This window comes from Pantoea sp. Tr-811 (assembly GCF_011752535.1).
Taxonomy (GTDB): Bacteria; Pseudomonadota; Gammaproteobacteria; order Pseudomonadales; family Pseudomonadaceae; genus Aquipseudomonas.
In genome coordinates this window covers 527640-539982 of sequence record NZ_VWXJ01000001.1, presented here as the reverse complement: position 1 = coordinate 539982, position 12343 = coordinate 527640, and the positions used below count along the sequence as shown (strand labels likewise).

The window sequence follows — 12343 nt, the reverse complement described above, 5'->3', positions numbered from 1 at the left end:
AGGGCTGGGTTATCTCCTACAGCGTCATATGCACCACCCCATCAACCCGCCCGCATCGGCCGCGCCAGCTGTTGTAATTCCACACCATCGAGCAACGCTTCGACCACCGATTTGGCCGAATCCAGCCCATGATCATTGGCCAGCAACAAGTCCCGGCAGGTACCAGTAGCTGATTCCATCGCCTTGAGGTTGGTGGCAAATGCACCTTTGAGCAGCGTCGACAGGTGCACCAGCGCATCTTCCAGGTCTACGCCCGAACGTACGGAGAACAGCGAGGGGTGACTGCATTCACAGTGGCCAAAATCGCAAGACGCCGTGGTGGCGCGGATGGGCGGGTCGGGTAAGCCTTTTGTCATTGTGTCGCTCCTTGATTCAATGGAGCCGCCACACAACGTGACCAAACGAATGGGTGGCGACTGTACGCGGGTTGGTCAACCGGGAATCAAGGAAACCGGCGCGCACGAGTGCGCCCCACGCACAGCCGCCATAAAACACGCCAGCCGGGCATGAAAATGCCGACTGAACTTGCAGAGCGGACGCTTGTGCGCCTCGATGATTGCGGGTGACCAAACCCGGCTGCTGGATTGACAGCAGCGGGCAGAGACTACCGGGCTCGGGGGCGGGATTCAAGTTACGTGTACTTGCTGTAACACTTACCTTACCGCGGCTGGCCTCATCGCGGGCAGCGCTGTCGCGCCGGTAACAGTGCCAGCAGATGCGCCGCAATCCCCTGTAGGAGCGGGCTTGCCCCGCGAACACCGGCAAAGCCGGTGCCATGCATCGCGGTGCCTGCTTCGCGGGGCAAGCCCGCTCCTACACAGGATCTCCTACCGGGCTTGCACAAATCCTGGTAGGAGCGAGCGCAGCTCGCGAAGGGCCGGCACAGGCAACGCGCAGTCAATAATAGGTGCGCGGCTGCTCGTCGGCCTTGTTCAGCACGGCGCCAATCAAGTTCGCCCCTGCCAGGTGGTACAGGCAATCCTCGATGTCCTTCTTGCTGTTCACCCCATTGGCCACCACCAACAACACACAATCGAACTTCGGCAACACCGTGATCGCATCGTCCGAGCTCAACAGCGGTGGCAGGTCGAAGATGCAGATCCGCGAATCATAACGGTCGCGCAGCTCCGTGATCAGGTGACTGACCTTGGGCGAGGACAGCACCTCGGTCGACATCGGAATCGGCTCGCGTGTCGGCAGCACCACGAAGCGCGGCAAGGTCGGGTTCACCAGCACCTCCTCCAGCCACGCCTTTTCGCTCAGCAGCTCGTTGAGCGCCTTGTCCATCGGCAAACCCAAGGTGGCGCCCACCCGCGGCCGGCGCAGGTCGAAATCCGCCAGCAAGGCGGTCTTGGTGGTGTGGTGGGCAATACTCATTGCCAGGTTGACCGCCAGCACCGTCTTGCCGGCCTCGGGCGTGGGCGAGGTAATGGCCAACGTGCGCCAGCCATTCTCTTCCATGGCCTGCAGCACCTGGGTGCGCAGCAGGTCGATCGGGCCGTTCATGTTCGAGTTCTTGTTGAACGAGACGATGCGGTTACGCTCCAGGTGCTCCGCACGCAGCGGCACCACCTTGGTTTGCACGTAGTCGAACTGGCCCAAGGCCTCGGGCTTGTCCTGCAGGGGGGCGGCCGGCGTGGTCGAAGGCGAAACCTGATGAATGTTCTTGCCTGAAGACTGCGGATGTCTGTCCATTACTGCGCTCCCTATGCAAACCGCGCCATGGCCTTGTACAGCAAAAGGTCCAACGGCATGTAGAACAGGTGGACCAGGACCAGCAACACCAGCAGGCCCAGCACCACGGCACCTGCCAGCAGCATCAGCCATCTGCGCCGCCGCGCCTGGTCAGCCTGGGTGGCGATGTACGGCACCGCTACCAGCACCCGCTTGCCCAGCACGCTCTCCAGCGCACCCACACCGCGAATGCGCTGGTTCAGCATCTCCAGCAGCATCACCAGCCCTGCCCCGGCCGCCGGTGCCAGCACCACGCCCACGGCGACGATTTTCTTGCGGTTGGGCTTGACCGGTTTTTCCGGCATCAGCGGCGGCTCCAGCAGCACGAAGCGCTCGGCCTTGTTTTCCTGTTCCAAGCTTTCGGTGATCTTCGCGTTCATTTCCTTGGCGCGAATTTCCTCGTACTTCTTCTTGGCGTTGTCATGGTCGCGCAGCAGCGATACCAGCCCACGTTCCACTTGCGGCGCCTCGAGAATGTCGGCCTCGTAGGCGGAAATTTTCTGGGAAATCTCGCGCTTCTGCTCAGCCAGCGAAGCAATGTTCGATTGGGTGGCGGCCATTTTGGTGCGTACCCGGGCCGCATCCAGGTTCATCGATGCAGCGGCGGCGATGCCCTTCTCGCCCGAGGCTTGCAGTACCTGGATCTTGCGCTTGATCGCCACCACGTCAGGGTGGGCTTCGGTGTACTTGGTCAGCAGGCGCGCGTACTCGGCCTTGAGGCTGGGCAGGTCCTGCGGGTCGGGCGCCACTGCCTTGCCGTTGGCCGCCTGGGTCGAGGCACCGGAATTGGCCGCCGACAGCTCCAGGTCCAGGTAACGCAACTCTTCCTGGGCCGCCTTGTAGTCCCGGTCGACTTCGCGGAAATCAAGCTCGGCACGCGACAGCATGCTCATGCGCAGCTGCTGGTTTTCCGGCAGGGCGTTGGCGTGGGCCTGCTTGAAGTCAGCCAGCTGGTTTTCCAGCGTGGCCAGTTCGGCGCCCAGCTTGTCGGCCTCCTGGGTGAGGAATTCGGTGGTTTCGGTGGCGCGTTCGGTACGCTGCTTGACGTTCTCGTTGAGGAACAGGCCCACCAGTTCGTCTGCCACTTCCTTGGCCACGTCCGCCCGCTTGTCCTCATAGGAAACCGTGAAGGCCACGGTCGCCTCGCCGCGGCCCTTGATGAAGGTGCTGAGGGTGTTGACCACGATGGCATTGCGCATCTGGTCGATCTTGTCGGTTTCGCTCAGGCGCCCGCCCTTGTCGGCGAACAACCCGTATTTATCGATGATCCGCAGCAGGTTCTCGCGGGTCATCACCCGCTGGCGGATCACCTCGATGCGCTCGTCGGCATAGGTGGTGTTGCCTTCGGAAACCAGGTCCGGGGAAATCTGCTGGGACTCCACCAGAATGGTCCCGGTGGCCTGGTAGATGGGTGGCACACTGATCGCAACCCCGATGGTCGCCGCCAGCACCACCACGATCACCACTGCCAGTAGCAGCGCGCGGCCCTTGATGATGGCGACGTAATCCTTCAGCGACAGCTCGTACTCAGCTTTCATAGTGGCCACCAGTCCGATGATCAGATGTCGGGGTATCGGTACGTCAGTGTCAAACCAGCAATCGTGGCCTCAGCATCGGGCAAGCCTTTTTGCTGACGCTCCTTGTACTGCAACGAAAGGCGCAAGTCCCAGGCGGGCGAAAATTCGCGGCTGGCCCATACGCCATAGGTGTACAGGGTGTTTGGCGTCTGGCCCTTGCTGTCCTGCCAGGACGCCTCGACACCCACCCGGTTCAGCTCGGTGAGCCTGTAGCTCCAGGCGCCGCTGACCATGTCCAGCTGGGCAAAACCGCCCTCGGCACTGGCCACCGTACTGCGCTCGGCGTTCAGGTTGGCCTCGGCGCGTTCACCGCGGTAGAACAACGACGCCCCACCCTCGCCACGCTGGCCACCGCCCGAGCCGCTGGTCTTGTTCACGCCAATATGCACCTTGCCTTCCAGCTGGTCGGTGAACTGATGCTTCAAGCCGATACTGGGAATGTAGCTGTTGGTGGCAATGGCGGTGGTGGTGCTGGTGATCTGTGGCTCGTAACGCCGGGCCTCGAAGCCTGTGATGATGTCGGTGCGCTCGCTCCAGGCGTAGGTCCAGGTGAAGTCGTTGGCATACTCGTCGTAACCGGTCAGCGTGGCGGTGTCGTAGCGAGCGTGGTTGTAGCGCAACTGGTTGGCCAGGGTACTGCGCTCGCTGATCGCACTGCTCCAGTTGCCGGTCAGGGTCGACATCTTCTGGGTGCCGTCGACGCTGGTCACCACACCGGTCTGCTGCACCGCGCCCGACAAGGTCGAGCTTTCCACATACTGCGCCAGCAGGCCAAAACCGCCGGTTTCCGTGGTCCGCTGCCAGCCCAGGCTGAGGTTGGGGTCTTCGCGGTTGCCCACCACTGAACGGTCGGAGGAATGCAATACCCGCAGCCCCATGCCCAAACGCAGCTGGTCTTGATCGAACTGGCCGATCAGGTTGTAGTCGGGCGCAATGATGGTACGCATAACACCTTTCTCCTTGGACGTCAGGAGCAATGGGTTGCTGTCGTACTCGACCGTCGTGGGGGCCACGACGGAAGACTGCCAATTGGCGGCACTGACCGCCCCGGAGAACGGCATCATCATGATTGCCGTAACAACACTCGTCGTTTTATTAATAGGCACAAGTCGTTCTTAGTTGATTGCAAGTTCAAGGTACGACCAGCGTATCGCCAGCCTGAAGTTGGAAGTTGGTGGACATGTCACGCCCGGAAACCAGATCCTTGTATCGCACCGGCATCACTTTTTGCCCACGAATCACCTTGATGGCACTTTCATCGGCGAATTTGTCCATTCCACCCGACATGCTCAAGGCCTGCAGCACGGCCGTGGGGCCGGCCATCGGCACCGGGCCGGGCTTGAGCACCTTGCCCTGCACGTACACCAGGTTGCCGGCGGTGCTGGTCACCACCACGCTGACATTGGGCTGGGCAAGGTAAGGTTTGAGCGCCGTCTCGACTTTTTTCGCCGCGGCGGTGGCGTCCAGGCCTGCCACATCGACGCGGCCGGCCAAGGGGAAGGTGATGCTGCCATCGGGCAGTACGACGGTTTCCTGGCGCAGGGTATCTTCCTGCCACACCGAAACCATCAGCTTGTCGCCGGGGCTGAGTAAATAAGAGGACGTGGCCGGGTCAGCGGCGGCAGCACCGCACCAGGCGAACAGTACGCAGAGGACGGACATCGGCAAACGTTTCATGAGGGGTCCCTCCGGCCGGGCGGCCCAGGTGAAGAGCACTGAATGAGTACAACCGCAAACCTCTCGCTCTACGTTGCAGCGGCGTTTGCGCTGCATGGGCCCCGATCGTCCCAGGGGCCCTGTTACCGCGATGCCAGCACACCTGCTGCTGCCGATTCGCGCCCACCGGGCGCTGGTCTGTGGAATATAGCAACGGTTGTAAAATTGACAAGCACTGGTGGGCGGGAAAAACGCAAATGCCCATTATTCAGCGTCAAGCCATTGGCATCGCGATAACTTCAGGGGGAAATTAAATTTTCTTTCTATTGGCAACGGCGACAAACCCGATTACAGCAAATGCAAACAACCAGCCCGCCGTGGCCAAGGGCACGATATTGGTCTGACTCATATAAGAGTCTGCAGCACGTGCAGCACCACTCAACAACACCAACAGAAAAATCGATTTGATGAAGAGCGTTGAGCGCATGATCCCCTCCTGCAAAGAGGAAAGTTAACGATTAGGGGGTGTGTCAAAAGATTTGCTGTTTGCTGATTTGAGCTTATGGGCAGAGTGACACTACGTCAATGATCCGACACCATAATAAAAATCAATGGAGATCTCGCCAATGCGTCAAGAACCCGCCGCCCGATATTGTCGCGCTAACCGGGCTTTCGACGTTTGGCGCGAGCCCTCTAGCATGCGGGTTTCAACTTAGGAGAAAAACAGGAAGGGATGCTGCTGGCGGCGCTTGCGAGGGTGCCCCCCGTCAAGGCATGCGCCGCCAATCGTGTTGCAGCCATGAAATAACGGCGTCAGGCCGGCAGCAGGTCAAGGGTACGCTCGACTTCGTCGATGTCGATGGTGTAACCCTCGCCATCCGGCGTGCCAACCACAAAGGCGAACTGCTGGCCATCACGGTCGGTGAGGAACTTGTAGTAGCTGACAAAGCGGTTTGGCGGCTGCAAGGCGAACACCGTGCCCCCCGGTTGCAGAACATTGACGCCGTGCACCAGCTGGCTGCCTTCCACCCCCATGACCACCCGGGCGCCGGCGCATGCCGTGACGATCTCGGACACGCTCATGCGCATCGGGTCGATCACCCGAAAGCCACGGCTGACGCGCAGGTGCTCGGCCAACGCCAGTTCGTTGCGCAGCATGCGCCGCTCGCCGTCACTGCCGCGCAGGATGAAAACGCCAGGGTGCGGTGCATGGGCCACGTGGGCCAGCAATTTGTTGCCCATGTCGCGATAGCGTTGGTAGCGGTTGCGGTTGTTGCTCATGTCGTCGAACAGCACCAGCTCGCGGAAGAATGCGGTGCGCAGGCGCAGCGGCTGCATGCCCAGCCAGGCCTCATAGGCCGGCGCCTGGCCGAACAGCGGGTGGCGGGCCGAGGGCGCAGTGGTCACCGGTGTGCCTTCGTTGCAAGCCAGCGCATAGGTCGGGCAGTCTTCCATCATCCAGGTGCCGAACCAGCGGTTGCCATTGTGCGAACAATAAACCGCCGCCCGCTCGATCTCATGCTCAACCCGCAGCGGCGGAAAGGTGGCGTGGCGCAGCGACAGCCACTGGCTGGCATTGCCTTTATACAAGGCGCCCTCGATCAACCAGACATCCTTCAGCAGAAAAGCTCGGGTCGGCCCATGCTCGACGGGTAGCCCGCCCTGCATGGTTGGGCCTGGGTAAACGTAGGGGAAGAACAGCCCTTCCTGCCAGCCCGTCACCCGCTCCATCTGCCCAGGCAGGTAGATCGCCGGCGGCGTTACCCCGCCCTGCTCGGCCGGGGCAATGTCCCAGGTCTTGTGCGCCAGGCTCTTGAGTTCCAGTTCGGCCCGATGGCCCAGGTGCTTCCTGACCATGTTGCGGTAGGCTGCCAGTGTCCAGCGCGGCCGCTCGATCGCGGCTGGGGTGCCAAATTGCAAAGCCTCAGTACCCATTGCGTGCCCTCCGCTGAAGGCCAGGTCAATACAGGTTCGGATGGTTGCCGCTCAGCGGCAGGCGACATGTTCGAGGATCGGCGTGCTGGGAAACCCCGCATAGCGGCTGCGCAGGGTTTGCACGAAGGCTTCGCCCGCGCGCTTGGCGCTGTAGAGGTAGATCTTGTGCAGGCCGCCGAAGACCATTTCCTGGTAACGGCTGGCAATTTCATCGTCGCTGGCGGTGTCGGGCAAGCCCAGGTGCAACGTGACCTTGCTGCCCTCCATGGCGAACAGCGGCGTCTCCCAGAGAAATTCCGCCGCCCCGGTGCGCGGCAGGCGCACGAACAGGCAGGCATGGTTGTTCAAGGTGTCCACATCGCCGCCACGCCGGCGCTTCCAGCGCAGCAGCCCGTCATCCGGGCGCGCCACGCACAGGCCGATATCGTGGTAGTCGAAGCCATTGGCCAGGGCCCACTCCAGGGTCATGAACGTGGTCATGGAATTGACTTCACGGAGCTTTTTCGGGTCCGAGAACACGGCCTCGCAATAGCCGAAACGCAGGGTGCTCCAGTAACGCTTGCCGCCACGGATCACCTCGCACCCCAGGTGGCAGGCCACCACCTCGTCGTTGAGGGTAATCAGGTCGAGCCGACCAACGCCCTTGGCAAGGCGAAACACGCCTTCGGTGGAAAACTGCGCGGCCTTGTCGCCCTGGCGCGCCGTGGCGTAGGGGCGCAGCAGGTCGCGGTCGGCCATGGCGATCTCTGCGTCCGTCAGCGCCTGGCGCATCTGGTACGCCGCCCGGTTCTTGCGAATGCTGCGGCGCAGCTCGCTGTCGTAGCGGGCGATAATCTCGTCCAGTGGCCGCCCCAGCGGCACCACGGCGCTGACAAAATGCGGCACCGACAGGGCACCGGCGGTGGGCAACTCGCTCACCAGCACCACCTGGTCGCGGGTAGCGCCAGGGGCCACCTCCACCACCGATACGTCCTTGCCGCCCAACAGCAGGCTGGCCACTTCGCGTTGTTGCTTGCGGCCGATATAGAGAAATTCGTAACGGCCCTGCTGCTCCAGGCGAAAGCGCGCCACTTCCCAGCGCCAGAAGCAGGCGCGGCCGAGCATCAGGCGTAACTTGTCCGTTACATTACGCAGTTCGTACCGCATCGAAGGCGAGATGAATTGCCGCGCCACGGCCGCCAGGTTCGCTTTCATGTCTTTTCAACGTCCTTTGATGTACCAACGGGGTTGATCGGGAAAGAACATGATGAAACTGCAAGTGCACGCATAAAGCGTTAATATTCATCGAATCAACGCTTAAGCCAAAATTCACATTCAGAAACAATTTAAGATGCAAGCGCTGGCATTGGCAAGCGGCAATTTGACAGCATCCAAGTTTAATTAATGGCGCCAATTTATCCATCTATCGACATAGTTGTGTATTGCTTTTTCTATATCGCCATTGAATGCAACATGACCTTCACGGCCCCTAGCCCGGCAACCGTACCCTGAGCGGGTTACGCGCAATCCAGCCCTGCAACTCGGCCGCCGGCATCGGCCGCCCGAGCAGGTAGCCCTGCCCCTGGTCGCAGCCGGCATTGCGCAGGAAGTCGTACTGTTCCTGGGTTTCGATGCCCTCGGCGGTGATGCGGTAGCCCAAGGCATGGCCCAGGTCGATGATCGCCCGGGCGATCGCCACGGCGTCATCGTCGTCGGGCAGGTCCTTGATGAAGGCGCGGTCGATCTTCAAGTGGTCGATCGGCAAGGCACGCAGGTACGCCAGCGACGAATAGCCGGTGCCGAAGTCGTCCACCGCCGTGGCCACGCCCATGGCCTGCAATTGCGCCAGGGCCGCGCAGGCCTGTTGCTGGCTTTCCATCAGCAGGCTTTCGGTGATTTCCACTTCCAGCAGGTTGGGCGCCAGGCCGTGACGCTCCAAGGCCATGGCCAGGCTCGAAACGAAGTCGCTGCGCTCGATCTGCAGCGCCGCCACGTTGACCGCCAGCGGCCCTGGCAAGCAATCGGCGGCGTGCCAGGCAGCCAGTTGCGCGCAGGCGAGTTCCAGAATCCGCTCGCCCAGGGGAATGATCAGGCCGCTGCGCTCGGCCAGTGGAATGAACTCGCCCGGCGGAATCAGGCCATGTTCCGGGTCGCGCCAGCGCAGCAGCGCCTCGACACCTTCCAGCTGGCCGCTGAACAGGTCGACCTTGGGCTGGTACCACAGCTCGAACTCGTTGTCCTGCAAGGCCCGGCGCAGGTTGCGCTCAAGCTCCAGGCGCTGGTGCAGGCGTGCGGTCATGTCCGGGTGGTAGGGGCGCCAGGCGTTGCGCCCGCCCTCCTTGGCCGCGTACATCGCCGTGTCGGCATGGCGCAGCAGGCTGCCAACGTCCTCGCCATGTTGCGGGCACCAGGCCAGGCCAATGCTACCGGTCACCAGCGCGGCATTGCCATTGAGGTCGAATGGCCGCTGCAGGCAGCGCAACAGGTGCCGCACCTGGTGGCTGACCTGGCCCTGGGTGCCTTGGAGCATGAACACGAACTCATCGCCACCCAGGCGGCACACCCGGTCGGCGCTGTCCAGCTCCTGCAGGAAGCGCGCGGTGGCCTGCTGCAGCAACAGGTCGCCCATGGCATGGCCCAGGCTGTCATTGACCTGCTTGAAGCCGTCGATGTCCAGCAACAGCACGGCCAGGCCATGGCCCTTGGCGCTGGCCTCGGCCAATTGCTGCTGGAACAGCACCCGGTTGGGCAAGCCGGTGATGGTGTCGTAGTGGGCCAGGCGCTCCAGTTGCTGCTGGGAACGGCGCAGTTCCTGGTTGCGCTGGTGCAGCTGGCGCTGCTTGCGGTTGATCTGCGCCGTGAACAGGCTGAACAGGCCGGTGCAGCTCAGGCCGAACCAGAACACCGGCGAATCGAACAGGCTCAACGCCTGCGCCGCATTCTGGCGCTGCACATCCATATGCCCCAGCGCCACCGAGGTGGCGATGCCGGCCACGGCAAAACCTACCGGCAGCAAGCGGTATAGGGTCTGGCGCAGCGAGCCGGGGGCCGGGGTCTGCTCAACGGGTAGCTGGGAATTTGTGGGGGTCATAGGCCTGCAGGCGAGTGCGATTGATTCTGTATCGGCGCAGCGTAGGCAATATTGAGCCAGACTGGTGTTTTTCTTTTGCCAGGCGCATGCTCGACGCTGAAGCGTTTCACCTAACCAGACCTGTGAGGTGCAGTACCCATGGATGCCCTGCTCGATTCGCTGTTTCCCAAGGCCGAAGACATTCCCGAGAACTGGCGCCTGGGCGCGCCGCTGGAGCAGCGCGACTACCTCGTCAACGGCGAGCTGCGGCACTGGGACGGCCCGCTGGCCACAGTGCGCAGCCCGGTATGGCTCAAGGAGGCCGATGGCGAGTGCCAGGTGATTCTTGGCAGCGCGCCATTGCTCGACGCAGGCACCGCGCTCACCGCCCTGGACGCAGCGGTGCAGGCCTACGACAAGGGCCGCGGCGCCTGGCCGAACATGCGCGTGGCCGAGCGCATCCAGCATGTGGAAACCTTCCTCGCCCGCATGCGTGAGCAACGCACGGCCGTGGTCAAGCTGCTGATGTGGGAAATCGGCAAGAACCTCAAGGATTCGGAGAAGGAATTCGACCGCACCTGCGACTACATCGTCGATACCATCAATGCCCTCAAAGACCTCGACCGCCGCTCCAGCCGCTTCGAGCTCGAACAAGGCACCCTCGGCCAGATCCGCCGCGCGCCACTGGGCGTGGCGCTGTGCATGGGGCCCTACAACTACCCCCTGAACGAAACCTTCACCACGCTGATTCCGGCGCTGATCATGGGCAACACCGTGGTGTTCAAGCCGGCCAAGTTCGGCGTGCTGCTGATTCGCCCGCTGCTCGAAGCGTTCCGTGACAGTTTCCCGCCGGGGGTGATCAACGTCATCTACGGCCGTGGCCGCGAAACCGTCAGCGCACTGATGGCCAGCGGCAATATCGATGTGTTCGCCTTCATCGGCACCCACAAGGCGGCCGCCGACCTGAAGAAGCTCCACCCACGCCCGCACCGCCTGCGCGCGGCCCTGGGCCTGGATGCCAAGAACCCGGGTATCGTGCTGCCCCAGGTGGACCTGGACAATGCCGTGGAAGAAGCCATCACCGGCGCCCTGTCGTTCAACGGCCAGCGTTGCACCGCGCTGAAGATCCTGTTCGTCCACGAGGATGTGGTCGAGCCGTTCCTCGACAAGTTCCAGCGCAAGCTCGCCGCGCTCAAGCCCGGCATGCCCTGGGAGCCAGGCGTGGCCCTGACCCCACTGCCGGAACCGGGCAAGCTCGCCTACCTCGACGGCCTGGTGGCCGATGCCGCGGCCAAGGGCGCACGGGTGCTCAACGAAGGCGGCGGCAGCAGCCGTGGCTCGTTCTTCTACCCAGCCCTGCTCTACCCGGTTAACCGCGACATGCGTGTGTACCACGAAGAGCAATTCGGCCCGCTGGTGCCGGTGGTGCCCTACCGCGACCTGCAAACGGTGATCGACTACGTGCTCGACTCCGACTATGGCCAGCAACTGAGCCTGTTCGGCAACGACCCGGCGACCATCGGCCAGCTGGTGGACACCTTCGCCAACCAGGTCGGGCGCATCAACCTCAACGCCCAGTGCCAACGCGGGCCGGACACCTACCCGTTCAACGGCCGCAAGAACAGCGCCGAAGGCACCCTGTCGGTGCATGACGCCTTGCGCGTGTTCTCCATCCGCACCTTGGTCGCCACCCGTTTCCAGGAAGCCAACAAGGCACTGATCAGCGAGATCATTCGCAATCGCCAATCCAGCTTCCTGACCACCGACTACATCTTCTAAGGGCCGCGCTTATAGGAAATCGTTCTAGCAGGCACGTCGATTTTCCATCGCCGTGAACGACTCTAAGCAACAGGGCGCCAACCGGCGCCCCACCCACAGGAGCGTCGAACATGGCTGCCAAACCCATTCCCGATGGCCAGCACAGCATTACCCCGTACCTGGCCATCAACAACGCCGCCAAGGCCATCGCGTTCTACCAGCAAGCCTTTGGCGCCACGGAAATGTTCCGCCTGGAAGGCCCGGACGGCACCGTTGGCCACGCCGAACTGCGCATTGGTGACTCCTCGCTGATGCTGGGCGACCCGTGCGACCGCGAAGGTGGCCTGACCGCCAGCCAGAAGCTGCCCGGTGCTGGCGTTGGCCTGCATTTGTATGTAGAGGACTGCGACAAGGTCTACGCCCAGGCCCTGGCGGCCGGCGCCACCGCGCTGCACCCGGTGACCGACCAGTTCTATGGCGACCGCAGCGGCACCCTCAAGGACCCGTTCGGCAATATCTGGTTCGTTTCCACCCACAAGGAAGACCTGACCCCCGAGGAAATCCGCGCCCGCGCCGCCAAGATGTTCAGCGCCGGGTAAGCGGTGAGTTGAAAGCGCGGCGCGTTTGCTTGAAG

Annotated in this window: 11 protein-coding genes; 2 read left to right on the top strand and 9 right to left on the bottom strand. The window is 62.6% G+C overall.

Features of this window, described 5'->3' with window-relative positions; translation table 11 throughout:
- Window positions 1-41: 41 nt before the first annotated feature.
- The 9 genes from F3J44_RS02370 to F3J44_RS02330 form a co-directional block, all read right to left on the bottom strand.
- Window positions 42-356: a DUF3077 domain-containing protein gene (locus tag F3J44_RS02370; RefSeq protein WP_167270434.1), complete on the bottom strand. Its 315-nt coding sequence runs from the start codon at window positions 354-356 to the stop codon at window positions 42-44.
- 541 nt (window positions 357-897) lie between these two features.
- Window positions 898-1695: a CpsD/CapB family tyrosine-protein kinase gene (locus F3J44_RS02365; protein ID WP_167270432.1), complete on the bottom strand. Its 798-nt coding sequence runs from the start codon at window positions 1693-1695 to the stop codon at window positions 898-900.
- An 11-nt stretch (window positions 1696-1706) separates the two neighbouring features.
- Window positions 1707-3272, bottom strand: coding sequence for a Wzz/FepE/Etk N-terminal domain-containing protein (locus F3J44_RS02360; protein ID WP_167270430.1), 1566 nt, complete (start codon window positions 3270-3272; stop codon window positions 1707-1709).
- Window positions 3273-3292: 20 nt separating this feature from the next.
- Window positions 3293-4258, bottom strand: a complete 966-nt coding sequence (locus F3J44_RS02355) for a hypothetical protein (RefSeq protein ID WP_205299629.1) — start codon at window positions 4256-4258, stop codon at window positions 3293-3295.
- Between the two features lie 184 nt (window positions 4259-4442).
- On the bottom strand, window positions 4443-4988 hold the full coding sequence (locus F3J44_RS02350) for a polysaccharide biosynthesis/export family protein (RefSeq protein WP_167060929.1): 546 nt from the start codon (window positions 4986-4988) through the stop codon (window positions 4443-4445).
- Window positions 4989-5277: 289 nt separating this feature from the next.
- On the bottom strand, window positions 5278-5454 hold the full coding sequence (gene eppA, locus F3J44_RS02345; RefSeq protein WP_167060926.1) for an EPS-associated small membrane protein EppA: 177 nt from the start codon (window positions 5452-5454) through the stop codon (window positions 5278-5280).
- A 326-nt stretch (window positions 5455-5780) separates the two neighbouring features.
- Window positions 5781-6902 carry a glycosyltransferase 61 family protein gene (locus F3J44_RS02340; RefSeq protein ID WP_167270428.1) on the bottom strand — a complete coding sequence of 374 codons (1122 nt, stop codon included), beginning with the start codon at window positions 6900-6902 and terminating at the stop codon, window positions 5781-5783.
- A 51-nt stretch (window positions 6903-6953) separates the two neighbouring features.
- Window positions 6954-8096: a hypothetical protein gene (locus F3J44_RS02335; protein WP_167270426.1), complete on the bottom strand. Its 1143-nt coding sequence runs from the start codon at window positions 8094-8096 to the stop codon at window positions 6954-6956.
- A gap of 274 nt (window positions 8097-8370) precedes the next feature.
- On the bottom strand, window positions 8371-9972 hold the full coding sequence (locus F3J44_RS02330) for a bifunctional diguanylate cyclase/phosphodiesterase (protein ID WP_167060917.1): 1602 nt from the start codon (window positions 9970-9972) through the stop codon (window positions 8371-8373).
- A gap of 138 nt (window positions 9973-10110) precedes the next feature.
- Between F3J44_RS02330 and F3J44_RS02325 the strand changes: the two genes are divergently transcribed.
- Both F3J44_RS02325 and F3J44_RS02320 read left to right on the top strand, forming a co-directional pair.
- Window positions 10111-11730, top strand: coding sequence for an NADP-dependent glyceraldehyde-3-phosphate dehydrogenase (locus F3J44_RS02325; RefSeq protein WP_167270424.1), 1620 nt, complete (start codon window positions 10111-10113; stop codon window positions 11728-11730).
- Window positions 11731-11840: 110 nt separating this feature from the next.
- A complete protein-coding gene (locus F3J44_RS02320; protein ID WP_167270422.1) occupies window positions 11841-12308 on the top strand; it encodes a VOC family protein in 468 nt (155 codons plus the stop codon).
- Window positions 12309-12343: the final 35 nt, after the last annotated feature.